This is a genomic window from Streptomyces macrolidinus, from assembly GCF_023887685.1.
Lineage (GTDB): Bacteria > Actinomycetota > Actinomycetes > Streptomycetales > Streptomycetaceae > Streptomyces > Streptomyces macrolidinus.
In genome coordinates this window covers 421,737-445,851 of sequence record NZ_JAMWMR010000001.1, presented here as the reverse complement: position 1 = coordinate 445,851, position 24,115 = coordinate 421,737, and the positions used below count along the sequence as shown (strand labels likewise).

At 70.8% G+C, this 24,115-nt stretch carries 22 protein-coding genes and 1 pseudogene; 11 read left to right on the top strand and 12 right to left on the bottom strand.

Annotated elements, in window-relative coordinates; translation table 11 throughout:
* Nucleotides 1-74: 74 nt before the first annotated feature.
* Entirely contained in the window at nt 75-1,418 is a 1,344-nt protein-coding gene (locus NGF19_RS02110; RefSeq protein ID WP_252421696.1) for a deoxyguanosinetriphosphate triphosphohydrolase, read from the bottom strand.
* Nucleotides 1,419-1,618: 200 nt separating this feature from the next.
* On the opposite strand from NGF19_RS02110, the gene NGF19_RS02105 reads away from it, so the two are divergent.
* Entirely contained in the window at nt 1,619-2,314 is a 696-nt protein-coding gene (locus NGF19_RS02105) for a SanA/YdcF family protein (RefSeq protein ID WP_252421695.1), read from the top strand.
* Nucleotides 2,315-2,316: 2 nt separating this feature from the next.
* Nucleotides 2,317-3,786: a membrane-associated oxidoreductase gene (locus NGF19_RS02100; protein ID WP_252421751.1), complete on the top strand. Its 1,470-nt coding sequence runs from the start codon at nt 2,317-2,319 to the stop codon at nt 3,784-3,786.
* On the opposite strand, the gene NGF19_RS02095 is transcribed toward NGF19_RS02100, so the two are convergent.
* On the bottom strand, nt 3,761-4,678 hold the full coding sequence (locus NGF19_RS02095) for an intradiol ring-cleavage dioxygenase (protein WP_252421694.1): 918 nt from the start codon (nt 4,676-4,678) through the stop codon (nt 3,761-3,763). The two genes, NGF19_RS02100 and NGF19_RS02095, sit on opposite strands and share 26 nt — an antisense overlap.
* Before the next feature lie 193 nt (nt 4,679-4,871).
* Here NGF19_RS02095 and NGF19_RS02090 point away from each other — a divergent pair, with 193 nt between their 5' ends.
* Nucleotides 4,872-5,774, top strand: a complete 903-nt coding sequence (locus NGF19_RS02090) for an aminoglycoside phosphotransferase family protein (protein WP_252421693.1) — start codon at nt 4,872-4,874, stop codon at nt 5,772-5,774.
* Between the two features lie 7 nt (nt 5,775-5,781).
* On the opposite strand, the gene NGF19_RS02085 is transcribed toward NGF19_RS02090, so the two are convergent.
* Nucleotides 5,782-6,417 (bottom strand): NADPH-dependent FMN reductase, encoded by a 636-nt coding sequence (locus tag NGF19_RS02085; RefSeq protein ID WP_252421692.1) that lies wholly within the window; start codon nt 6,415-6,417, stop codon nt 5,782-5,784.
* Between the two features lie 317 nt (nt 6,418-6,734).
* On the opposite strand from NGF19_RS02085, the gene NGF19_RS02080 reads away from it, so the two are divergent.
* The gene (locus NGF19_RS02080; RefSeq protein WP_252421691.1) at nt 6,735-7,256 is read left to right on the top strand and encodes a GVDTG sorting domain-containing protein; all 522 of its coding nucleotides are present in this window, start codon (nt 6,735-6,737) and stop codon (nt 7,254-7,256) included.
* Between the two features lie 114 nt (nt 7,257-7,370).
* Complete coding sequence (locus NGF19_RS02075) at nt 7,371-8,069, top strand: class F sortase (protein ID WP_505016630.1); 699 nt, start codon at nt 7,371-7,373, stop codon at nt 8,067-8,069.
* 4 nt (nt 8,070-8,073) lie between these two features.
* Here the strand turns inward: NGF19_RS02075 and NGF19_RS02070 are convergent, their stop codons facing one another.
* The 3 genes from NGF19_RS02070 to dusB form a co-directional block, all read right to left on the bottom strand.
* On the bottom strand, nt 8,074-8,856 hold the full coding sequence (locus NGF19_RS02070; protein WP_252421689.1) for a sulfite exporter TauE/SafE family protein: 783 nt from the start codon (nt 8,854-8,856) through the stop codon (nt 8,074-8,076).
* A gap of 203 nt (nt 8,857-9,059) precedes the next feature.
* On the bottom strand, nt 9,060-11,753 hold the full coding sequence (gene ppdK, locus NGF19_RS02065) for a pyruvate, phosphate dikinase (protein WP_252421688.1): 2,694 nt from the start codon (nt 11,751-11,753) through the stop codon (nt 9,060-9,062).
* Between the two features lie 543 nt (nt 11,754-12,296).
* Complete coding sequence (dusB, locus tag NGF19_RS02060; RefSeq protein ID WP_372505544.1) at nt 12,297-13,454, bottom strand: tRNA dihydrouridine synthase DusB; 1,158 nt, start codon at nt 13,452-13,454, stop codon at nt 12,297-12,299.
* Between the two features lie 106 nt (nt 13,455-13,560).
* On the opposite strand from dusB, the gene NGF19_RS02055 reads away from it, so the two are divergent.
* Nucleotides 13,561-15,006, top strand: a complete 1,446-nt coding sequence (locus NGF19_RS02055) for an MFS transporter (RefSeq protein WP_252421687.1) — start codon at nt 13,561-13,563, stop codon at nt 15,004-15,006.
* 3 nt (nt 15,007-15,009) lie between these two features.
* Here the strand turns inward: NGF19_RS02055 and NGF19_RS02050 are convergent, their stop codons facing one another.
* Nucleotides 15,010-15,975, bottom strand: a complete 966-nt coding sequence (locus NGF19_RS02050; RefSeq protein WP_252421686.1) for an MmyB family transcriptional regulator — start codon at nt 15,973-15,975, stop codon at nt 15,010-15,012.
* 100 nt (nt 15,976-16,075) lie between these two features.
* Here NGF19_RS02050 and NGF19_RS02045 point away from each other — a divergent pair, with 100 nt between their 5' ends.
* Entirely contained in the window at nt 16,076-17,503 is a 1,428-nt protein-coding gene (locus NGF19_RS02045; RefSeq protein WP_252421685.1) for an MFS transporter, read from the top strand.
* A 169-nt stretch (nt 17,504-17,672) separates the two neighbouring features.
* On the opposite strand, the pseudogene NGF19_RS02040 reads toward NGF19_RS02045, so the two are convergent.
* Nucleotides 17,673-18,008: pseudogene (locus tag NGF19_RS02040) on the bottom strand (TetR-like C-terminal domain-containing protein); the annotation flags it as partial.
* Between the two features lie 59 nt (nt 18,009-18,067).
* Here NGF19_RS02040 and NGF19_RS02035 point away from each other — a divergent pair.
* Entirely contained in the window at nt 18,068-18,760 is a 693-nt protein-coding gene (locus NGF19_RS02035; RefSeq protein WP_252421684.1) for a hypothetical protein, read from the top strand.
* A gap of 92 nt (nt 18,761-18,852) precedes the next feature.
* Here the strand turns inward: NGF19_RS02035 and NGF19_RS02030 are convergent, their stop codons facing one another.
* Nucleotides 18,853-19,215 carry a winged helix-turn-helix transcriptional regulator gene (locus NGF19_RS02030; protein ID WP_252421683.1) on the bottom strand — a complete coding sequence of 121 codons (363 nt, stop codon included), beginning with the start codon at nt 19,213-19,215 and terminating at the stop codon, nt 18,853-18,855.
* A gap of 55 nt (nt 19,216-19,270) precedes the next feature.
* On the opposite strand from NGF19_RS02030, the gene NGF19_RS02025 reads away from it, so the two are divergent.
* Entirely contained in the window at nt 19,271-20,497 is a 1,227-nt protein-coding gene (locus NGF19_RS02025; protein WP_252421682.1) for an MFS transporter, read from the top strand.
* Nucleotides 20,498-20,686: 189 nt separating this feature from the next.
* Here the strand turns inward: NGF19_RS02025 and NGF19_RS02020 are convergent, their stop codons facing one another.
* The 3 genes from NGF19_RS02020 to NGF19_RS31310 all read right to left on the bottom strand — a co-directional run bounded on the left by NGF19_RS02020 (nt 20,687) and on the right by NGF19_RS31310 (nt 22,677).
* Nucleotides 20,687-21,802, bottom strand: coding sequence for a methyltransferase domain-containing protein (locus NGF19_RS02020; RefSeq protein ID WP_289733955.1), 1,116 nt, complete (start codon nt 21,800-21,802; stop codon nt 20,687-20,689).
* Nucleotides 21,803-21,872: 70 nt separating this feature from the next.
* Complete coding sequence (locus tag NGF19_RS30565; RefSeq protein WP_289733828.1) at nt 21,873-22,001, bottom strand: hypothetical protein; 129 nt, start codon at nt 21,999-22,001, stop codon at nt 21,873-21,875.
* 49 nt (nt 22,002-22,050) lie between these two features.
* Nucleotides 22,051-22,677, bottom strand: a complete 627-nt coding sequence (locus NGF19_RS31310) for a DUF7848 domain-containing protein (protein ID WP_505016629.1) — start codon at nt 22,675-22,677, stop codon at nt 22,051-22,053.
* A gap of 353 nt (nt 22,678-23,030) precedes the next feature.
* On the opposite strand from NGF19_RS31310, the gene NGF19_RS02005 reads away from it, so the two are divergent.
* Together NGF19_RS02005 and NGF19_RS02000 are read left to right on the top strand one after the other, a co-directional pair.
* The gene (locus NGF19_RS02005; RefSeq protein WP_252421674.1) at nt 23,031-23,858 is read left to right on the top strand and encodes a helix-turn-helix domain-containing protein; all 828 of its coding nucleotides are present in this window, start codon (nt 23,031-23,033) and stop codon (nt 23,856-23,858) included.
* A complete protein-coding gene (locus tag NGF19_RS02000) occupies nt 23,855-24,064 on the top strand; it encodes a DUF397 domain-containing protein (RefSeq protein ID WP_252421672.1) in 210 nt (69 codons plus the stop codon). The genes NGF19_RS02005 and NGF19_RS02000 overlap by 4 nt, the downstream gene beginning before the upstream one ends.
* The last annotated feature ends 51 nt before the right edge of the window (nt 24,065-24,115 follow it).

The window sequence follows — 24,115 nt, the reverse complement described above, 5'->3', positions numbered from 1 at the left end:
CGGTCACGTCCGGGTCAGGTTCAGGTCGGGTCCGAGTCAGGTCCGGGGCAGGTTCGGGTCCTGGTCAGGCCGGGTCACCGGAGTCCCACCAGTCGCGCGTGCAGGGCCAGCGCCGAGATGTCCGTGAGCGAGGCGATCTGATCGACGATCACCCGCTTGCGGGCCCGGTCGTCGGCCGCCTCCTCGAACAGCGCCCGGAACTGCGGATCGAGCCCCTCGGGCGCGCGAGCGGTGAGCGCCTCGGCCAGCTCGGCGACCACGACCCGCTGATCGGCGCGCAGCCGCTCCTGCTCGGCGCGCTGCATCACATACCGGTCGGCGACCGCCTTGAGGACCGCGCACTCCATCCGGGTGCTGCGCGGTACGACGAGTTCGGCGGCGTACCGGGTCAGCCGGCCGCTGCCGTACGCCGCGCGGGTCGCGCCCTCGGCGGCCAGGCAGAAGCGTCCGATGAGCTGGCTGGTGGCGTCCTTGAGGCGGGCCTGGGCGACCGCCGAACCGTCGTAGCCGTGCGGCCACCACTCCTGGGCGAGCAGCCGGTCGAGGGCCTCGGCGAGTTCGTCGGGGTCGGTGTCCGCCGGTACGTAGCGCCCGACGGCGACGGCGAAGACCGCCTGCCGCTCGGGCTCCGCGTGCAGACAGTCGGGGTCGACATGGCCCGCGTGCAGGCCGTCCTCCACGTCGTGCACCGAGTAGGCCACGTCGTCGGACCAGTCCATGACCTGCGCCTCGAAGCAGGTGCGGTGGCCGGGGGCGCCCAGGCGGACCCAGTCGAAGACCGGCCGGTCGTCGTCGTAGACCCCGAACTTGGGGGAGGCGGGGTCGCTGGGGTGGGCGCCGCGCGGCCAGGGGTACTTGGTGGCGGCGTCGAGGACGGCGCGGGTCAGGTTCAGGCCGACGCTGACGAGCCGCCCCGTCGCCGCGCTGCTGACGAACCGTTTCGGCTCGATCCGGGCGAGCAGTCGCAGGGACTGGGCGTTGCCCTCGAAGCCACCACAGTCCCGCGCGAACTCGTTCAGCGCCTGTTCGCCGTTGTGCCCGAAGGGCGGGTGGCCGAGGTCGTGGGAGAGGCAGGCGGCCTCGACGAGGTCCGGGTCGCAGCCGAGGGCGGCGCCCAGCTCGCGGCCGACCTGGGCGCATTCCAGCGAATGGGTGAGCCGCGTGCGGGGGGTGGCGTCCCAGGCCGGGGCCTGGCCCGAGGTGCCCGGGGTGACGACCTGGGTCTTGCCCGCGAGGCGGCGCAGCGCCGCCGAGTGCAGCACCCGCGCACGGTCCCGCTGGAACGCGGTGCGCCCCGGGCGCTTGTCGGGCTCGGCCGCCCAACGCTCGACGTCCGCCGCGCCGTACGCCGGGCCGTCCGCCCCGCCGTTCTCGTACCGCGCGGGGCTCTCGGAGGCCTTCGGTGCAGTCCCGTCCATGACCCGACAGTAGTCGCAGCCGGGGACAATCGGGATGCGAGCCCCCTCGTATCGGCGGTCGTTCGGCGGTCATTCGGCGGTCTCTCGGCGGTCTCTCGGCGGTCACGGGAACGTTCCCGGTGTGCCGCGTGAACCGGAACGGCGTCCACCGCGTCCCCACTGATGTAACCGAATGTGGGGGGAACGGGGGAATGTGTGCGATGGGCCTGCCGCGCCTGACGATCCGCAGACCGCGCCTGCCGCGCACCCGCGCCGGGCAGCGCCGGGCCCTGCAACTGCTGATGCTCGTGTGCGTCCTGGCGCTGCTGCCGGCGACCTGGCTGTTCGTGTCGACGGCCGACCGGCTCCACACGACCGCCGACGTGCCCCGCGCCAAGGTCGCGGTCGTCTTCGGCGCCGGTCTGTGGGACGGCGAGCCCTCGCCGTATCTCGCCCACCGTCTGGACGCGGCGGCGCGGCTGTACCGGGCGGGCCGTATCGAGGTCGTCCTCGTCACCGGCGACAACAGCCGTGCGGACTACGACGAACCGGACGCGATGCGCGCCTATCTGACCCGCCACGGCGTGCCGGACAAGAGGATCGTCAGCGACTACGCGGGCTTCGACACCTGGGACTCCTGCGTCCGTGCGAAGAAGGTCTTCGGCGTCGACCGGGCGGTCCTGATCACCCAGGGCTTCCATGTCCGCCGCGCGGTCGCCCTGTGCCAGGCGGCGGGCGTGACCTCCTACGGCGTCGGGGTCGCCGCCAAGCACGACGCGACCTGGTACTACGGCGGCGCGCGCGAGGTCGCCGCCGCGGGCAAGGCCGCCCTGGACGCCCTGTTCCAGCCGGACCCGACCTTCCTCGGCCCGAAGGAGCCCGGAGTGGCCAAGGCGCTGGCGGCGGGGCGGGAATGACCGTGGAGATCGCCGATCTGACCCCCGCCGAACGCCGCGTCTGGGAGGCCTTCCCGCGCGGTGCCGCGGTCGACTTCCGCGAGAGCCCCGACGAGGACCCCACGACCGGCGCGTCCTGGGGCCCCGAACGGACCGTCCGAGGCGAGGTGCTGCGGGCCCTGCTGCTCGACGGGCCCGCGCAGGACGGCGAGATCGCCGGACTGAAGCTGTGGGGCGCGCGGGTCACCGGGACGCTCCATCTGATGTACGGGACGATCGAGCATCCCGTCCGGCTGCGCGGCTGCCACTTCGAGAAGCCCCCGAACCTGTACGGCGCGCGGATCCCCGCGCTCGTCCTGACCGACTCGGTCCTGCCGGGGCTCACCGCGGGAACGCTCCGCGTCGACGGGGTGCTGCGACTCACGTGCTGCCGTATCTCGGGTCCGGTACAGCTCGCGGGGGCGAAGTTCTCCGGAGCGGTCTTCGTCAACAAGGCGCGGCTCGGCAACCCCGGCGAGAGGGCCGAGGATCCCGTCCTCCAGCTCAACCACACGGAGGTGGGCACGGACATATGGGCCGTCGGGCTCGTCGCGCACGGACAGGTCCGGCTGAAGGGCGCCACCGTCGCCGGGCAGGTCAACCTCGACGACGCACAGCTCCACCACCCCGGCGACACGGCCCTGCACGCCGAGACGCTGACGGTCGGCACCGACCTGCACGCCATGCGACTCAAGGCCCGGGGCCGGGTCAATCTCACCGGCTCCCGGATCCCGGGCCGGCTCAACTTCGCCTACGCCCGCTTGTCCCACCCGGAAGGACAGGCCCTGCGCGCCAGTAGCTGTGTCATCGGCGAACTGTGGCTGCGCGAGGCCGCGCCCATCGAGGGCACCGTGAACCTGCGCCGCACCCAACTCGACCTGCTGCACGTACCGCCCGAGGTGTGGCCCGAGCAGGTCCGCATCGACGGGCTCGACTACCGCGTACTGACCCCGCATCTGCCCGCCGAGCAGCGCCTGCCCCTGCTGGAACGCGAGGCCGACGGCTATCTCCCGTACGCCTACGAGCAGTTGACCGCCGCTTACCGCACGGTGGGCGACGAGGCCGCGGCCCGTACCGTCCAACTCGCCAAGCTCCGCAGGCATCGCCGTACGCTGCCGGCCTACGCCCGGCTGTGGGGGCATGTGCAGGACGCGGCCGTCGGCTACGGCTTCCGCCCGATGCGGGCCGCGAGCTGGCTGCTGTTGCTGCTGTGCACCGGCACGCTCGCCTTCGCCCTGCACCACCCGCCCGCGCTCAAGCCGTCCGAGGCGCCCGGGTTCAACCCGCTCTTCTACACCCTCGATCTGCTGCTGCCGATCATCGACTTCGGGCAGGAGGCGGCGTTCGCGCCGCACGGCGGCTATCAGTGGCTGTCGTATCTGCTGATCGCCACGGGCTGGGTGCTCGCGACGACGATCGCGGCGGGCATCACGCGGTCGCTGTCGCGCCAGTAGGCGTCATGGGCGTCATGGGCGTCATGGCAGCGGAATTCGGCGGCGCGGAACTCGGCCGTGCGGGGCTCTCGCCGTCCACCTCCGCCCCGGCGTTCTCCCGTGTCGGGTCGACCCCCACGGTCAGTGTCGCGACGAACCCCGAGTCCGCGTTCCCCGTGACACGCATCAGGCCGTCCCGCTCACCGCCCCCGTGGTACACGGTGTCCTGCGCGAGCCGCGCGCGCGTCCCGACGTGCTCGGTGTACGGCGCCCTCGCGTACACCGCGTCGGTGTACCGGTCGTCGAAGAAGAGCTGCCCGGTCCAGTTGACCCGGCCGCCCTCGTAGGTGCCGCCCGCCTGCCGGCCGCCGGTGTGCACCTTGACATAGACATGCGGGGCGCGGGACCGGTACCAGCCGGGGAAGATCGTCCGGAACTCGGCGACGCCGTCGGCGCCGGTCCGCTGGTAACCACGCAGATACGTCCCGGAGTTCGCGCCGCCGGGGTCCGTGTCGGCCGGGGGCACCGTGCCGCCCGGTGACAGGGCCGTGTAGCCGGAGAAGTAGCCCCAGGCGTCGGGCTGCCAGATCTCGACGTACGCGCCCTTCAACGGGGCGCAGGTGTGGGGCTGGTCGCGCACGGTCAACCGGACGGTGAGTGGGACGCCCCGCTTGCCCTCGGTGACGTCCCTGCGGAAGAGCGCGCCGTCCAGGTAGTACGGGCCTTCCGTGGTGCTCGGGTTGAGCATGCACAGTTCGGCGTCCGGGGCGGCGTTCGAGGCGTCGTCCGGTCCCGACGCGCGGGAGCCGTGCCCGGAGAAGGAGCAGGAGGCGATACCGAGCCCCAGAACGGCACCGGCCGCGGCACCGCCCAGCGCGAGGACACGCCGCCGGGTGAGGTCGCTGTCGGCCATGACCGGGACCCTAGGCGCGAGCGCCGGAACGCCTGCCGGGGGCGCACGGGACGGTCGCCCGCACGAGCGACGCGGGCGCCCGAGTGCCGTCCCCCTGCGGGGAGGTGCGCGGAGTCGCCCAAATCAATGGCACGTCGGCCACCCCTGCCTCTACGCTCCGACACCCGGCCACCCCGCGCACCCACGGAGGCTCATGCCCGCCACGAAGCTGCACCCCGACGAACTCGACATCGACGAGGCGCTCGTACGCCGGCTGATCGCGGAGCAGTTCCCGCAGTGGGCCGGGCTGCCCGTCAGGGAGGTTCCCTCCGCCGGGACCGACAACGCGATGTACCGGCTGGGCGAGGACATGGTCGTACGGCTGCCCCGGCAGCCCGGCGGGGCCCGGCAGGTGGACAAGGAGCAACGGTGGCTGCCGCTCCTGGCCCCGCATCTGCCGCTGCCGGTCCCGGTGCCGCTCGGCAGGGGTGCGGCGGCACCGGGGTACGGGCAGTCGTGGTCGGTGCTGCGCTGGCTGGACGGTGCGAACGCCTACGACGCCCCGCTCACGGAACAAGCGGACGCCGCCGTGGAGTTGGGCCGCTTCGTGGCGGCGCTGCGCCGGGTCGACGCCGCCGGTGGCCCGCCTTCCTGGCGCGGCGGGCCGGTCGCGGAGAACGACGCGGACGTCCGCGCGGCGGTCCACGACCTGGGCGCGGACGGCACGGTGGACGGCCGGGCCGCGACGGCTCTGTGGGAGGAGGTCATACGGCTCCCACAGTGGGACGGCGCACCCAAGTGGCTCCACGGCGATCTGCTGCCCGGCAACCTGCTGACCTCGGCGGGCCGTCTCACCGCCGTGATCGACTTCGGTGGCCTCGGCGTCGGGGACCCGGCGGCCGACACGCTCGCCGCGTGGGCGGTGTTCTCGGCGGACACCCGCAATCTGTTCCGCGAGGCGGCCGAGGTCGACGACGCGACCTGGGCGCGAGGGCGGGGCTGGGCCCTGTGCTTCGGCCTGATGGCGGAGCACTACTACCAGGAGACGAATCCGGTCCTGGCCGCCGTGGGCCACCGTGCGGCGACGGAGGCACTCGCGGACCGACAGGGTTCCTGAGCGCTGGTCAGGCGGCGTACGGCCGCTTCTCCTTCGCCTCTCGCAACGCCCGTGCCCACCAGAGCAGTTGGTCCAGCATCTTCTTCGCGGCGGCGGCCGGGCCGGTCGTGTCGTGCGGGTTGCCCTCGTCGTCGAACGCGGCGCTCGCGCCGATGAACGACACCGTGTCCCGTACCGTCACCGCGTGCAGTTCCGCGAAGACCTGACGCAGGTGCTCCACCGCGCGCAGGCCGCCGGAGATGCCGCCGTAGGAGACCAGCGCGACCGGCTTGGCCTGCCACTCGGTGAAGTGCCAGTCGATCAGGTTCTTCAGACCGGCCGGGAAGGAGTGGTTGTACTCGGGGGTGAGGACGATGAACGCGTCGGCGGCGGCGAGCTTCGGGGTGACGTCGGCCAGCGCGGCCGTCGCCTCCGGGGACGGGGCGAAGGTCAGGGGCAGCGGGATCTCCGCCACGTCCACGACGTCGACCACGAGGTCCTCGCGCTCACGGGCACGGGCGAGCAGCCACTGTGCGACGACGGGGCCGAAGCGACCGTGCCGGGTGCTGCCGATCACGACGGCGACGCGGACGGGGGGAGCGAGAGAGGTGTCCACTGCTGCGTCCGTTGCTGTGTTCGTTGCTGTGTTCGTTGCGGTGTTCATGCGGCACAGCCTGGTACCTCGACCATTCTTGAGGTCAAGCGAAGCCGAGTACCCCGCGGCCCCCGCCCCCCGTTCACCCTTTCCGCACCTCTCGGGCTTCCGTTCGCGACTCGTCCGCCGTACGCCGTTGACCTGCCGGAACGTCGGACACACGCACCACTTGGAGCACGTCACCGACACCCGTTCACCGCAGTTCTGACACCCCGTCAGCGAGCGCCCGCGGCCGAGTGCCCGTTACCTCGGAAGGGCAGGGGTACGACCGACACAGCGGCACAGTGGAGGTGTCGCGGGCCGTGCCCCCTCCGAGGAGCACGAGGATGCGACGTACGGCCCGTCTGGTGACCGGTACCGCGCTCGCCGTCGCGGCGGGCGGCATGGCCGTGCCCGCGTACGGCGAGGGCGCCGGGAGCCTGGCGGTCCTGCCCTCCAGCGCCGTGCCGGGGACCCGTGTCACCGTGACCACGGCGGCCTGCGGCGCGGGCGGCACCGCGATGGGCAACGCCAGCGCGGTCGGCGCCGGTATGTTCACGCTCGCGCCCGGCTCGCCCGGCAAGGACGCGAGCGGGCACTTCAGGGTGCCGCCGAGTGCGCAGCCGGGGACGTACGAGATCGTCGCGACCTGCTCCGGTGGTGAGCACGCGACCGTGACCGGTGATCTGACGGTCACCCTGACCCCGGCCGGCAGCGCCACGCAGCCGCGGGGAAGTGTGAAGACGGGGGTCGGCGGCGCGTTCGGCGCCGACCCTGTGCAGACCGCGGTAGGCGTGGCGGCCCTCGCCGTCGCCGCCGCGAGCGGTACCTGGCTCCTGCACCGCCGTGCGCGACGTGACAGGAGTTGACGGGCGCCCTCCGCTGCCCGTCGGCCGGTACCGCCGTCCGCTCCCCCTCCGGGTGCCGATGCCCCTCGCGGCCCGGAGGGGGCACGGAACGCCGTGCCCACGAAGGAGGCCCAGGTGCATCAGGCCGGCAGTGCCAGGGAAGTCGCCAACGCCGCCATAGCCTCCGCCTCGGCGATAGCCCTCTGCGGAGGTCTGTGGCTGCTGCACCACGCCGCCGAGGGCCACGCCCCGCCGCAACCTTCGGTCGCGCAGGCCGCCACGGGCGCCGACCGCATACGGTCCGCCGCACCCGCGCTCGCGCCCTCGATACCCGTACGCATCCGCATACCGGAGATACGCGTGGACGCCCCGCTGACCGGCCTCGGTCTGACCCGGACCGGCCGCCTCGACGTCCCGCCCGCGGGGCGGCGCAACCTCGCGGGCTGGTACGCGGCCGGGACCGTCCCCGGCGGCATCGGCACCGCGATCGTCGCCGGACACGTCGACACCGCCCGCGGCCCGGCCGTCTTCTACGCCCTCGGCGCGCTGCCGAAGGGCAGCACGATCGAGGTGGGGCGGCGCGACGGCTCGGCGGCCGTGTTCACGGTGTACGCGGTGGAGGTGTACGCGGCGAACGCCTTCCCCGACGACAAGGTGTACGGGGCGGCCGGGCGCCCCGAGTTGCGGGTGATCACCTGCGGCGGCGGATACACGAAGGCGACGGGCTACCAGGGGAACGTGGTGGTCTTCGCCCGCCTCACGGGAAGCCGTCCCGCGGGAAGCCGCCTCATGGGAAGCCGTCCCGCGAACAGTCGTGTCACGAGCGTCCGTTGACCGCTCAGGCCAGCCACTGCTGGTACGCCATGTTCGCCACCAGCGCGAACACCACCGTCAGCAGCACGATCCGGACGAACCCGCTGCCCTTCTTCAGCGCGGTACGCGCGCCGAACATCCCGCCCGCCAGGTTGAACACCGCCATCACCGCGGCCAGTTGCCAGAAGACCGTGCCCTTCCAGGCGAAGGTGGCGAGGGCACCGGCGTTGGTGCAGCAGTTGACGATCTTGGCGATGGCGGAGGCGTTCACCAGGTCGAGGTGGAGGACCGCGGTGAGCGCCAGGATGAGGAAGGTGCCCGTGCCGGGGCCGATGAGGCCGTCGTAGAAGCCGATGCCGAGGCCCGCGAGCCCGATCGCGGCGAGCACGCGGCGCGCGGAGACCGGCTCGGCCGAGGGCACGGTCCCGAAGGCGGGCCGCAGGATCACGAAGGCGCCGACGGCGAGCAGGACGACCATCACGACCGGCTTGAGGACGTCCGTGCTCATCCCGGCGGCCACGAACGCCCCGCCCGTGGACCCGGCGAGCGCCGCGAGGCCGATCCGTACGGCCAGCGCCACGTCGACCGGCGTCTTGCGTACGTACGTCACGGCGGCGCCCGTCGTACCGACGATCGCGACCGCCTTGTTGGTGCCGAGCGCGGCCGACGCCGCCGTACCGGCGGGCAGGCCGAGCAGCAGCACGGGGAGCAGCAGAAGCCCGCCACCGCCGACCACCGCATCGACCCAACCGGCCGCGAGCGCGGTGAGACAGAGGACAACGACCATGGTCAGCGATATATCGGGCATGATCGCGACCCTAAGGAGCGGGCAATGGCGCGGTCTACGATCCTGAGCGTCTTCTGAGGTTGGCGACGTCTTCCGGAGAGACGGGGAAACGGGGAGGGCGGCACCCCCCGCACAGGGGTGCCGCCCTCTCCCGGCGGTCCGGAGCCGTCCTCGGGTCGGTGAGGGTGGTGACCGATGACGGCTCCGGGAGTGTGACGACCAGGTCAGCGGTGGTCGCTGCCCTGCGCCTGCGAGGCCGCCCGGCCGGCCTCCAGCCGGGCCACGGGGATACGGAACGGGGAGCAGGAGACGTAGTCGAGTCCGGCCTCGTGGAAGAAGTGGACGGACTCGGGGTCGCCGCCGTGCTCGCCGCACACGCCCAGCTTCAGGTCGGGGCGGGTGGCCCGGCCCGCCTTGGCCGCGTCACGGACCAGCTTGCCGACGCCGTCCTTGTCGATCGTCTCGAACGGGCTGACGCCGAAGATGCCCTTCTCCAGGTAGGAGGTGAAGAACGAGGCCTCCACGTCGTCACGGCTGAAGCCCCACACCGTCTGGGTCAGGTCGTTGGTGCCGAAGGAGAAGAACTCCGCCGCCTCGGCGATCTGGCCGGCCGTCAGCGCGGCGCGCGGCAGCTCGATCATCGTGCCGATCGCCAGCTTCAGCTCGGTGCCGGTGGCCGCCTCGACCTCGGCGATGACCCGGTCGGCCTCCTCCCGTACGATCTCCAGCTCCTGCACGGTGCCGACGAGCGGGATCATGATCTCCGCGCGGGGGTCGCCCTTCGCGTTCTTGCGCTCGGCCGCGGCCTCGGCGATCGCCCGTACCTGCATGGCGAACAGACCGGGGATCACCAGACCGAGGCGCACGCCGCGCAGACCCAGCATCGGGTTCTGCTCGTGCAGGCGGTGGACGGCCTGGAGCAGCCGCAGCTCGTTCTCGTGCGGCTCCTGACGGGCCTCGGCCAGCGCCACGCGCACCGACAGCTCGGTGATGTCGGGCAGGAACTCGTGCAGCGGCGGGTCCAGCAGGCGGACGGTCACGGGGAGCCCGTCCATCGCCTCGAACAGCTCCACGAAGTCGGTCTTCTGGAGCGGGAGCAGCTCCTTGAGGGCCTCCTCGCGCTCGGTCTCCGTGTCCGCGAGGATCAGGCGCTCGACCAGCTCGCGCCGGTCGCCGAGGAACATGTGCTCCGTACGGCACAGGCCGATGCCCTGCGCGCCGAAGCGCCGCGCCCGCAGCGCGTCCTCGGCGTTGTCCGCGTTCGCGCGCACCCGCAGGCGCCGCTTGCGGTCGGCGAACGCCATGATCCGGTGCACGGCCTCGACCAGTTCGTCGGCGTCGTCGGCGCCCGCGTGCATCCGACCCTCGAAGTACTCCACGACGGGCGAGGGGACCACCGGGACCTCGCCGAGGTACACCTTGCCGCTGGAGCCGTCGATCGAGATGAGGTCGCCCTCCTCGACCACCTGGCCGCCGGGCACGGTCATGCGCCGCCGCTTGGTGTCGACCTCCAGCTCCTCGGCGCCGCACACACAGGTCTTGCCCATGCCGCGCGCGACGACGGCCGCGTGGGAGGTCTTGCCGCCGCGCGAGGTCAGGATGCCCTCGGCCGCGATCATGCCGTCGAGGTCGTCCGGGTTCGTCTCACGGCGCACCAGGATGACCTTCTCGCCCGAGCGCGACCACTTGACGGCCGTGTACGAGTCGAAGACCGCCTTGCCGACGGCCGCGCCCGGTGAGGCTGCGATGCCCCGGCCGACCTGCTCGACCTTGGCCTTCTCGTCGAAGCGCGGGAACATGAGCTGGGCGAGCTGGGCGCCGGTGACGCGCTGGAGCGCCTCGGCCTCGTCGATGAGCCCCTGGTCGACGAGCTGGGTCGCGATCCGGAAGGCGGCGCCCGCCGTGCGCTTGCCGACGCGGGTCTGGAGCATCCACAACTGGCCGCGCTCGATGGTGAATTCGATGTCGCAGAGATCCTTGTAGTGGTTCTCCAGCGTCTCCATGATCTGCATCAGCCGGTCGTACGACGTCTTGTCGATACGCTCCAGCTCCGCGAGCGGGACGGTGTTGCGGATGCCCGCGACGACGTCCTCGCCCTGGGCGTTCTGCAAGTAGTCGCCGTAGACGCCCTGGTGGCCGGAGGCCGGGTCGCGGGTGAAGGCGACGCCCGTGCCCGAGTCGGGGCCGAGGTTGCCGAAGACCATGGAGCAGATGTTCACGGCCGTGCCGAGGTCGTGCGGGATGCGCTCCTGGCGGCGGTAGAGCTTCGCGCGGTCGCCGTTCCACGAGTCGAAGACGGCCTTGATGGCGAGGTCCATCTGCTCGCGCGGGTCCTGCGGGAAGTCGCGCCCGGCCTCGGTCTTGACGATCTTCTTGAACTTGGTGACCAGCTTCTTGAGGTCCGCGGCCTCCAACTCCGTGTCGACCGCGACCTTCTTGGCCTTCTTGGCCGCGTCCAGCGCGTCCTCGAAGAGGTCGCCGTCGACGCCGAGGACCGTCTTGCCGAACATCTGGATGAGGCGGCGGTAGGAGTCCCAGGCGAAACGCTCGTCGCCGGCCTGCTTGGCCAGTCCCTGCACGGACTTGTCGGAGAGACCGATGTTGAGGACCGTGTCCATCATGCCGGGCATCGAGAACTTCGCACCGGAACGCACCGACACCAGCAGGGGGTCGTCGGCCTGGCCGAGCTTCTTGCCCATGCGCTGCTCCAGCGCGGTGAGGTGGTCGCTCACCTCGTCACGCAGTGCCACCGGCTCCTCGCCACTGCCGAGGTAGACCTTGCAGGCCTCGGTGGTGATGGTGAAGCCGGGAGGTACGGGCAGACCCAGATTGGTCATCTCGGCGAGGTTCGCACCCTTGCCGCCGAGAAGGTCCTTGAGGTCCTTGTTGCCCTCGGTGAAGTCATAAACGAACTTCACGCCCTCGACACCCTTTTCAGTTACGCGGTGATCTCTGATTTCCGACACGGGTCCCGACTCCTCGAAGACGCGGTGGCTGCCCTGACGGCGAGGAACATACCCAGATCGAAGGCATCTGCGTACATCCTCTTGCGCGTCATGCGCATGCAACCACCCGTCCGCCAGGGGATCGAAAGTCAAAGCTTGGCAAGCACCTGGCGCCGCGTGTTTTCACTTCTTGAACACATCATCCCTCACAGACGCCCCTCGACGCTCACATGAGCACCCATCCCGCACGTTTGATTTTGATCGATGAACGATCAAGGGGTGGCACTGAGTGCCACCCCTTGGAGAAGTGCAGCCGACCTTCAATCGCTCATCTGAGCGCATCCCCGATCAGGGGTGGCGAGAATCACGCGAACTGAGGAGGCTTTATGTCACCATGCGGACACGCATCCGGGCGTGTCGCGGACGGTCGCGGGGCCCCGCCCGCGGACCGGGTTCACGGGTCCACGCCCCCCACGAACCTGGTTCACGGGTTCACGCCCCGCCCGCGGGCCGGGATCAGCCCCCGGAGGTGTCCAGCTCCGCGTCCTCGCCGACGCCCGCGCAGTCGTACGGGTCCTTCAGCCAGCCGTCCGGGAGCACCACCCGGTTGTTGCCGGACGTACGACCCCGGGGCCCGTCGGCGCCCGCAGGCCACGGCTGGTCGAGGTCCAGTTCGTCCAGCCCGGCCCGCAGTTCCGCAAGGGACGACGTGATCGCGAGCCGCTTGCGCATCTCCGAGCCGACCGCGAAGCCCTTGAGGTACCAGGCCACGTGCTTGCGGAAGTCGATGACCCCGCGTGCCTCGTCGCCGATCCACTCGCCGAGCAGGGTGGCGTGCCGGACCATGACGTCCGCGACCTCGCGCAGCGCCGGGCGGGCGAAGTCGTCGCGCCCCTCGAACGCCGCCACCAGGTCCCCGAACAGCCAGGGCCGCCCCAGGCAGCCGCGCCCGACCACCACGCCGTCGCAGCCCGTCTCGCGCACCATCCGCAGCGCGTCCTCGGCCGACCAGATGTCGCCGTTGCCGAGCACCGCGATCTCGGGCACATGCTCCTTCAGCCGCGCGATCGCCTCCCAGTCCGCCGTGCCGCCGTAGTGCTGGGCGGTGGTGCGGCCGTGCAGCGCGATGGCGGTGACGCCCTCCTCGACGGCGATCCGTCCGGCGTCGAGGAAGGTGAGGTGGTCGTCGTCGATGCCCTTGCGCATCTTCATCGTGACCGGGAGGTCGCCCGCGCCGCTCACGGCCTCGCGCAGGATCGCCCGCAGCAGGTTCCGCTTGTACGGCAGCGCGGACCCGCCGCCCTTGCGGGTCACCTTCGGCACCGGGCAGCCGAAGTTCAGGTCGATGTGGTCGGCCAGGTCCTCTTCGACGATCATGCGGACGGCCTTGCCGACGGTCGCCGGGTCCACGCCGTAGAGCTGGATGGAGCGCGGCTTCTCGCTCGCGTCGAACGTGATGAGCTGCATGGTCTTGTCGTTGCGCTCGACCAGCGCCCGGGTCGTGATCATCTCGCTCACGAAGAGGCCCTTGCCGCCGCTGAACTCCCGGCACAGGGTGCGGAACGGCGCGTTCGTGATCCCGGCCATGGGCGCGAGGACGACGGGCGGCTGAACGGCGTGCGGGCCGATCCGCAAGGTCGAGTTCATCGTGGGCGTGGGCATGGGCGTGGACATGAACCCATTGTCCCGTACGGCGAGGGGTACTCGGCGCTGACGAGCACCTGATCGTGTAGTGGTCATTAGTTAGACGCACTATTGAAGTGGGCGTACGATGAGGCGCATGCCGGAGCCGAGCCGACGACGAAGCCTGCTGGTCCTCGCGATCTGCTGTATGAGCCTGCTGATCGTGAGCCTCGACAACACGATCCTGAACGTGGCGTTGCCCTCGATGCAGAGAGAACTGCACGCGAGCGTGGCCGGGCTTCAGTGGACGATCGACGCGTACACGCTCGTCCTGGCCTCGCTGTTGATGCTCGCGGGTTCCACCGCCGACCGGATCGGCCGCAAACGCGTCTTCATGGCGGGTCTCGTCGTCTTCAGCCTGGGCTCCCTGCTCTGCTCGCTGGCCCCCGACCTGGAGTCGCTCGTCGCCTTCCGCATGGTGCAGGCGGTGGGCGGTTCGATGCTCAACCCCGTCGCCATGTCGATCATCACGAACACCTTCACCGACGCGCGCGAACGAGCCCGCGCGATCGGTGTGTGGGGAGCCGTGGTCGGCATATCCATGGCCGCGGGCCCGCTGGTCGGCGGGTTGCTGGTGGAGTCCGTCGGCTGGCGCTCCATCTTCTGGGTCAACCTCCCGGTCGGCCTCGCGGCCATCCTGCTCACCCTGCGCTTCATCCCGGAGTCCCGGGCGCCGAAGCCCCGCCGCCCCGACCCGGTCGGCCAGGTACTGGTGATCGCCCTGTTCGGCAGCCTCACGTACACGATCATCGAGGCCCCGCACGCGGGCCCGGCCACGCTCGTGCCGTTCGCCACGGTCGCGCTCGCGGCCCTCCTGGGCCTGCTGTACTACGAGCCGCGCCGCGCCGAACCCCTCATCGATCTGCGCTTCTTCCACTCGGCACCGTTCAGCGGGGCCACGGTGATCGCGGTCACCGCGTTCGCGGCGCTCGGCGGCTTCCTGTTCGTGTCCACGCTCTACCTGCAGAACGTGCGCGGCCTGGACGCCCTGCACGCGGGCCTGTGGATGCTCCCGATGGCCGTGCCGACCTTCCTGTGCGCGCCGCTGTCCGGCCGGCTGGTCGGCACCCGCGGCCCGCGCCTGCCCCTGCTGATCGCGGGCTGCGCGATGACCACGAGCGCCGTGCTGTTCGCCGCGTTCGAGGCGGAGACGTCGAACGTGACGCTGTGCGTCGGGTACGTGCTGTTCGGCATCGGCTTCGGCTTCGTCAACGCCCCGATCACCAACACGGCCGTCTCCGGGATGCCCCGCGCCCAGGCCGGGGTCGCCGCCGCCGTCGCCTCCACGAGCCGCCAGCTCGGCCAGACCCTCGGGGTCGCGGTGGTCGGCGCGGTGCTGGCCTCGGGCATCGGCTCCTCGCCGTACCGCGACGCCTTCGTCGCCGCCGCGCGCCCCGGCTGGTGGATCCTCGTGGCCTGCGGCCTCGCGGTCCTGGCCCTGGGCGCACTCACCACGGGCCGTTGGGGCAGGCGTACGGCCGAACGGACCGCCGCGCGCCTGGAGTCGACGGAGGTACGGGAGGCGGCGGGCATCTCCGCGTAGGCCTCACCGGCCTGGCGGTACGCCCCGCTCCAGCGCGATGGCCTGGAGCTTCTCGAGCTTCCCGCGCGACTCGTCGTCGGCGGGCGGGTACGTGACCATGCGCGGCCCCTGGTGCGGGCCCAGCCACAGGTCCGTGTGGTCCACGGCCACCAGCCCCACGTGGGCGTTGCGGAACTGCTTCCGCCTGCCGCGGCTGCCCACCACCTCGTGTCGCTCCCAGACCGCGCGGAACTCGGCGGACTCCGCCATCAGCCGCTTGAGCAGCAACTTCCAGGCGGGCTCGCCGAGATGACCGGCCATCGAGCCACGGAACTTGGCCGCCATCACTCGCATGACCTCCTCGGGGTCGTGGAGCGAGGCCCGCCAGTCCGCGTTCGTGAAGCACAGCACCAGGCAGTTGCGGTCCGCGGGCGGGACCGTCTCCAGGTCGCACAGCAGCAGCCCGTAGGTGCGGTTGTAGGCGAGGATGTCGTACCGGCTGTTCTGGATACAGGCCGGGATCGGCTCGAGTTGCTCCAGCAGCGCGCGCTGAGCGGCGGTGACCGACGGGCAGGAGGCGCCGGGGGCGGGGTCCGTGGCTCCGGCCAGTTGGAAGAGGTGCGCCCGCTCGCTGGCGTCGAGCAGCAGGGCGCGGGCGAGTGCGTCGAGGACCTGCGCGGAGACCTTGATGTCACGGGCCTGCTCCAGCCAGGTGTACCAGGTGACGCCGACCGCGGAGAGCTGCGCGATCTCCTCCCGGCGCAGCCCCGGGGTGCGGCGGCGCCGGCCACGGGGCAGCCCGACCTGCTCGGGGGAGAGGTGCTCGCGACGATGCCGCAGGAACGCGGCCAGTTCATGCCGTCGGATCTCGCCTGCGCGCTGCGTCGGCCCCTCCCCCGTCCGGTCCTCCGGGACATCCACCGCCGCCGTCTCCACCGCCGCCGTCGCCGCAGTCTCCACCGCCGCCGTCTCCCGCACCATGGTCGTCATTCCTCCAGACTGCCGCCACGCGGACCCTGTTGCCAGGTACTGCTGGTACCAGGACAAGGACACTCTGGTACCACGCTGGGGATCGGTCCAGGCTCGTGGTGTGACCGACACTCTCACCTCCCCTGCGGTCCGCTCCCCGGTGACGACCACCCGGCTGAGCGGGCTCGGACTGTTCACCGTGCTGCTGGGCGCGGCACTCCCCCTCGTCGACTTCTTCATCGTCAACGTCGCCCTGCCGACGATCGGCAAGGACCTCCACGCGAGCGAGGCCCTCCTCGAACTCGTCGTCGCCGGGTACGGGGTCGCGTACGCCGTGCTGCTCGTCCTCGGCGGCCGGCTGGGCGACCTCTTCGGCCGCCGACGGTTCTTCCTCGGTGGCATGGCGGCCTTCGGGCTGACCTCGCTGGCCTGCGGCCTCGCACCGGACGCCTGGACGCTGGTCGTCGCACGCGTCGCACAGGGCGCGGCCTCCGCGGCGATGCTGCCGCAGGTGCTCGCGACCATCCAGGCGGCGACCGCCGGGCAGCGCCGCGCCAAGGCGATGAGCCTGTACGGCGCGACGGCCGGACTGTCCATGGTGGCCGGGCAGATCCTCGGCGGGCTGCTGGTGGCCGCGGACATCGCGGGCACCGGCTGGCGTTCGGTGTTCCTCGTCAACCTCCCCGTGGTGCTCGTCGGCCTGGCCCTCGCCGCGCGCGCCGTTCCGGAGACCCGCTCGCCGCGCCCGGAGCCGGTGGACCGCGCCGGTACCGTGCTGCTCGCGCTGTCGCTGCTGACCCTGCTGGTGCCGCTCACCGAGGGCCGCGCGGCGGGCTGGCCCCTGTGGACCTGGCCGACGCTGGCCGCGTTCCCGTTCGCGGCCTGGGCGTTCTACGCCGTGGAGCGCCGCGAGGACCGGCTGGGCCGGACGCCGCTGGTGCCGCCGAGCCTGTTCGCGCTGGTGTCGCTGCGGCGCGGGCTGGTGATGATCGTGCCGTTCTGTATCGGCTTCAGCGGGTTCATGTTCGTGATCGCGGTGGCGTTGCAGCAGGGTGCCGGGCTGGGTCCGGTGCCCGCGGGTCTCGCGCTCGCGCCGTTGGCGACGACGTTCTTCGTGGTCTCCCTGTACGGGCCCCGGCTGATCGCCCGCTTCGGCACCCGGGTGGTGACCGCGGGCGGGCTGCTCCAGGCGACCGGTCTGGCGCTGATCGCGCTCGCGGCCTGGCGCTCGTGGCCCCATCTCGGCGTGGTGGAACTGCTGCCGGGGGCAGCGGTGGCCGGGGTGGGCCAGTCGCTCCAACTCCCTGTCCTGCTACGGATCGTGCTGTCCGAGGTGCCGTCGGCGCGGGCGGGGGTCGGCAGCGGCGTGATGGCCACCACCCAGCAGTCGGCGATGGCACTGGGCGTGGCGACGCTCGGCTCGCTCTTCCTGGCCCTGGTGCCCGCGATCGGCATGAGGGACGCACTGGTGATCACGCTGCTGACCCAACTCGCCGGCGTGGCCCTGACGATCGCCCTGAGCCTGCGGCTGCCGCGGACGATCAGTTGATCCGCTTCCGGGACGTGGGCGAGAACAGGCGCGCGGGAAAGGACGCATGACGGCGTAGTCGCAGGCCAGCACCAACTACAGAGCCCCGCCCGGCAGTTGGCCGAACGGGGCGTTGTGCTGTCCGGCCACCCGTACGCCCCCGCGGCGTCGTGCAGTCGAACTGGTCCTGTCAGGGAGCGAGTTCGGCTTCGCGAAGGCTGCGGAACACCTCCGGGGTCGTCCATCCTCGCAACGTGGCGTGAATCGTCGACCGGAAGGCGGCCTCGGCCGTGGCGGCGTCGAGGGCCCCGGCCAGTTCGAGCGTCACGAGCCCGTGCAGGGTCCCCCAGATCGACAGGGCGATCGACGTCGCTTCGCCTGCGAGGACGGACGCCGTCAAGGCGCGATCGATCGCCGCGAGGAGCGGACGGATCGGGTCCCTGGCGCCGACCTCCCCTGGGGCGAAGGACTGCACACCACCGAACAGCACGGTGTACAGGTGGCTGTGTCCGCGGCCTCGCCGCCTTCGTCGACCGCCTGGACAAGGGCAAGGTCGACATCCTCGGCTTCTCCTCAGGCGGGGTCGTGCTCACCCGAGCCCTGGCCGATCCGAGCATCGCCGCACGCCTGCATCGGGCGATCATCGCCGACCCCGGCCCCATGGACGGCCCCACCGTCCACACCACCGGGCACAAGGGCCGAAAGTCCGCACGCGGTCTCGCACCGGCCATGACCGGACCGCGATCCACGCACGTTCCCCGGTACGCCGTGGCATTCGGCCTCATGCGACTCGGGCTCCTCACCCCCGACACCGGACTGCTCGGACAGGCCGAGGGCGACAACGCCTTCACCGCCGCCGACCTCGGCAGCGACACCGCGTCCGCCTACTGTGCGCGCGACGCGCACCGCATCCCCGTCGAGGACACCGCACAGAACTTCTCCTTCAGCCCCGCCGCCAGCCTCCGCATTCAGCGGACGGTCACCGACTCGCCTTCCATCGCACCGTTGTTGAGGAAGTCCCGGACCCCCGCGATGCTGATGATCGCCGAGTGCTCCTCCCAGGTCCGCCAATGGGCGACCACCGTCCTTGCCGACGACCCCGCCATCCAGCGCACGCAGCACATGCCCGGAGTCGGACACCACATGTGGAACGGCCTGGACGACAACAACGACCGAGCCGCCGCCGTCATCACCGCGTTCCTTCAGGACAAGCCGGCGCCCCTGCCGAACTACCCGACCCGCGAGGAGATCCCCGCCTTCTTGCGCGCCCACAAGTGAAGACGTGACTGCCCTCAGGCCGAACGGCGGTAAGTGACTGAACAGCCACGGTCAGGGACCGAGGGGTCGTCCGGCCTGACAAGCGAACGGAGTCACCGTTGCGCATCGGCTTGTGCGCGGGCGCTTTCGATGTCGGGGACGTGGCTCTCGGCCCATTCCCGGACGGCGCGTAGGGGTGTCAGCAGTGACCGTCCGAGGTCGGTGAGGGCGTACTCGACATGCGGGGGATGTGCGGGGATCTCCGTGCGAGAAATCAGGCCGTCGTACTCCATCGCGCGAAGCGTCTCGGTGAGCGCCTTCGAGGTGATCCCCCGGATGTGCGCCTTGAGTTCGGTGAATCGCATCGGCCTGTTGTCCAGTGCGTTGACGACGAACACCGTCCAGCGCGCCCCGATCCGGTGCAGAACGGTGCGACTGGGGCAGGTCGCGGCCATGACGTTGTAGGCGTTGCCCATGCACGACTCCCGGTAGCGTTGTGGATACCGGTATCAAATCTATACCGTCCGGGTCGTGACTATTTCCGATGGCGCGGTCCGTCCCTCGATAGCCCGGCACCGCCGTTTCGTCGCCGCGATCGTCATCGACTCGATCGGCACCGGCGTCTTCGTCCCCGTCTCGATGCTGTACTTCCTGGCCACGACGTCGCTGACGCTGGTGCAGGTGGGCGCGGCGCTGACGACGGCCGGGCTGCTGGCGCTCCCGGTGGGGCCGCTGGTCGGAGGACTGGTCGACAGGTACGGCGCCAAGCCGGTACTGCAGGCGGCGAACCTGGCCCAGGCGCTCGGCTTCGCCGGGTATCTCGTCGTGGGCCAGACATGGCAGATCGCCGTCTGCGCCTGGTTGAACAGTGCCGGGCGGGCGGTGTTCTTCGGCTGCTACGGCGTGACCGTCACGGCGTTGGCCGGGCCCGGCCAACGCGAGCGCTGGTTCGGTCTTCTGGGGTCGGTACGCAACCTCGGCTACGCACTCGGCGGCCTCTTCACCGCGGTCGCCGTCAGCTTCGGTACGCACAGCGTCTACGTCGCGATCGTGGTCGTCAATGCCTTGTCCTACCTCACCGCCTTCGTTCTGATGCGGGCCGTGCCGAACACCCGTCCGGAGGCGGGCCAGGACGCTGCCGGAGGCTGGGGGCGCGTGCTCCGGGACCTGCGGTACCTGCCAGTGGTCGCGCATCAACTGTGCTTCGCGATCTCCTTGTTCGCCCTCAATATCGCGATACCGGTCTACGCCGTGGACGTGCTGGGCCTGCCCGGCTGGACCGCCGGCGCCGTCTTCACGCTCAACACCGTGATGGTCGGCTTCGTCCAAGGCGTCGTCGTCGGGCGGCTCAGCGGGCGTATCCGCAGCCGCGTCCTCGTCGCCGGACACGCCTGCTTCGCGACCGGCTACCTCCTGTTCCTCGCCGCCGATCGTGTGGCTGCGCTCGCCCTCGCGGTCGGCGTCGTGCTGCTCGGTGCGATCAGCTACACCTTCGGTGAGATCATCGGCGGCCCCATCACGTCGACTGTCGCCGCGGAGAGCGCCCCGGACGCTCTCCGCGGCCGGTACTTGGCCCTCAACCAGCTCGCCGTGAGCGTCGCCGGAGCGGTCGCTCCGGCCGCCCTCTCCGGGTTGCTGTCCACGGGGGCAGCCGCGATCTGGCTGACCCTGGTCGGCGTCAGCGTCCTCGGAGCCACGCTCGCCACCACGATCGGCAAAGTGGTGCCGGCGGCGCAGAGCCACATCGGAGGTGCCTAGTGCCCCGGCAGGCAACGCTCGCCCCGTCAGGAGCGGCGTCCGGTGCGTGCTCTGGGGGTACCCCCTGCTCACAGAGCTTGGGGGAGTGCCGGACGGAAGCCCTCGTACTGGACGTACGTGGGCTTTCGTCCGGTGCGGCGAGAGCACGTGCCGGACGCCGCGACGGGGCGAGCGTTGCCTGCCGGGGCACTAGTTCACCGACTGGCCGGGTTCGTCCAGCCAGGCGTGCTGCGCTGATGCTGTCACCGTGAGCCCGAACCGCTCGTGTCCAGGTCTGCCCGCGTTCTCCCACCACCGGTGTGCCGCTTCCGCCTCCTCCCACAGTCGGCGCGGGCCACCTTGCCAGACACGTGCCGTGTCGCCGTCGCGGAACATGACGCACGCCCATGAGCGATCGGTGAGCCCGTAGAACCACACGGGCCGTGCTCCGTCCCGCTTGTCGGCGACGACGCAGTGACAGTTCGAGATCCGGAGACCGAGGGCGAAGCGCTGGGGGCCGAACCGGTCCCCGACGAACTCGTCCTCCGTGATGTCCGTCGTCGACTCGTCCCGGCCGGTGGGGCCGCCCGTGACGTAGTCACTGTGGACGACGAGGGGGAGCCGCTGTGCCCGGAGCTTCATGAACTCCACCGGACCCGTGAAGGCTCCTGACGCGCTCCGCCCATCCTGCGCGACGACGAGCCGGGCCACGGTGTCGCCGTTGCTGTAGTGGGTGCCCCACGGGACCACGATGAGCCCGCCCGGCCGGGCCTGTTCCACCCAGGCGAACGGGATGTGCCGTACGCCGGCCGTAACGATGATCCGGTCGTACGGCGCGCCTTCGGGACACCCTTCGTATCCGTCGCCGTGCACGACCCGTACGGCCGCACCGAACCGCGACAGGGATGCCCGCGCCCTTTCGGCGACCGCTCCGTCCACCTCTACCGTGACGACGTTCTCCACTCCCACGCGGTGAGCCAGCAGAGCGGCGTTCCAGCCTGTGCCCGTGCCGATCTCCAGTACCCGGTTCCCGGGGTGTGCGTCCAGGTCCCGGAGCATGCGGAACACCACGCTGGGCATCGAGGCCGACGAGGTCGAGACCCGCCCCGGGTCCGTCCCCGTATGCGCTCCGTCGTCCCACTGGGTGACGACGGGTACGTCCGAGTCCGCGTATCCGAACCATGCCCCGGGGTCGTCCGTTCTGGACACCGCGATGCTCGTGCCCGTGTCCATGTCGAACGGCCACATCAGATCCGGAAGGAACGCCGACCTGGGAACGGCCGCGTAGGAGGGGGCCCAGTCCACGGGGAGGGCGCCGCCCGACATGAGGACACGCCCCAGCTCAGTACGGCTGGGGCGGTCCTGGTTCGCCTTTGCAGTCACGGGGTGACTACCTCTACTGCTTCGGAGGGTTGGGAACCCCGGGGCCACCGTCCGGGGTGGGAGGCGGCGGCGCGGGCCACGGCTCGCCCGGCAGGCCGTCGCCTCCGTTGCCGTCGCTGTCGGCCAAGGTGTCGTAGGTCATGGTCTTCCCTTCTCGGTTGTCGTTCCTTGCGGTCCCTCCGACGGCCGGGTCAGTCGCACGACGTCTCGGCCATCTCCCACGAGTGCCCCGGCGCGTGACCGGTGAACAGGTGGCATACGTCGTCGGAGGAGTCTGCGGGGGCCTCGCACGGCGCGAGGCGGACGAACTCGTGGCTGTCTCCCTGCCACCGGACCCAGAGCTGAGTCCTGGGGTCGATCTCGCACAGGTAGCCGGCGTGGGTGCCGCCATGCTCCGCTTCCAGCTCGCATACGGCTGTTCGCAGCTCGCACAGGGGCAGTTCCGCGGGGTCTTCCCCAGCGTTCCGGAGCTGTCGCAGCACTTCGTCGAGCGGGGGCCGTCCCACTTCGTCGCAGCACCTCATGCGCCGCTCTCCACGTTCAGCGGAGCGAGTCGGACCCCCGAGCCACATCACCCAAGGGCGCTCGATCACTTCGGCGTAGCTGGTGTGTTCGGGGTGCTGACGCATGTGGTCGAACGCCCACCTCTGCGGTTCGCCCGGGTCCTTGCCCGTAGGAGACTTCGCGGCGCACTCGGTGTCGTCGTCGCCAAGCGTGAGGCAGCGGAACGTGTACGTGGTCGGTGCGGCGTCATCGTCACGGTCCGGCCGCAACACCCAGTCAACGTAAGCGAATTCGCGGCGAGTCGGTGTGCTCACAGCACCTCACCCCGACTCCGCGCGTTCGCACGGGCGACGTCGGCGTGTATGCGCTGCTCGGGAGTCGCCGGCCGGGTGTCCTCGGGGACGACGGTCCAGGTGGTACCGCCCGTGACGGGACGGAGGCACCAGAGTCCGCTGACTTCACCGCGGAACTCTCCGACTCGACCGTCAGCGTCCACCACGAGCGCGCCGGAGGCGGGAACGGGTGGGGGTTGCCGTTCGACGGCGTCGCTGTTGCCGGGCACGGTCGCTCCTCTCTGTAGTGGTTCCACTACCAGGAGGCTCAGCGTGACCTAGAGTCGACGTGTCTTCAACTTACGGAAGTTGCTTGGCAAATTGGACGGTGCCCATTGAACCGGAGAGAACTGGACCCCGAATCGTCACCGAGTGCACGGTTTGGGCAGCTACTGCGCACGCTGCGGGACGAACGGGGGTGGACACAGGACGAGCTAGCTGCACGCGCTGGCTGTTCCGGAGCACACATCTCCGCCGTAGAAACTGGTCGCCGATCTCCAACTCGCCGATTTGCGGCAAGCGTTGACAGAGCGCTGGGCACGGGAGACAGGTTCGAGCGTCTGAGTCAGGCCGTGCGCCACACAGCGCTCATCGAAGGGTTCCCGGAGTACGTTGCACTTGAGGCGCAGGCAACAGAGATCCGACTGTACGAAGTGGGCGTCATCCCTGGTCTCCTACAGACGCCCGAGTACGCCGCGACGTTGGAAGCGGACGCGGTACGGCGGGAAGCGATCACCCCTGAGCAAGCGGACGAACGAGTTGAACTCGTAGTGAGGCGACAGAACAGCCTCGCGCGGTCACCATCCCCTCTGATCACCGCGGTACTTGATGAAGGGTGCATCCGTCGACCGATGGGAGCCCCATCGGCCATGGACGCTCAGTTCGCGCGCTTGCTTGAGTTCGCCGAGCGCCCGAACACCGTGCTACAGGTCGCACCGTTCTCCATGGGAGCTCGCAGACCGTTCAGTCTGCCCATTACCGTACTCACGATGCCGGACCGCTCACTTGTGTCCTACGCCGAGTCCGCCCATCGGGGCCACCTCGAACGGGAAAGTGCGTCCGTCCTTCCGATACTGGCGGCCTACCATCAGCTACAGGCCGAAGCGCACTCCCAAGCGGCGTCTGTGGCCTTGATCGAACGGCTCCGAAAGGGTTTCAAGTGACGACCGAGTTCCCCCGTTGGTTCAAGTCTTCCTACAGCGGCAACGGCGGCCAGTGCATCGAGGTCGCCACGAACCTTGCCGACTCGCGCGGCGTGGTCCCCGTCCGCGACTCCAAGGTCCAGAGCGGTCCCGTACTGAGCTTCCACTCCGCCACGTTCTCCTCGTTCGTGACGAGCATCAAGCGCGGGCAGCTCGACTCCCACTGACCGCCCCTCACGCTGTACCTGTGGCCGTGATCGATTAGCTTCGAAAGGGCA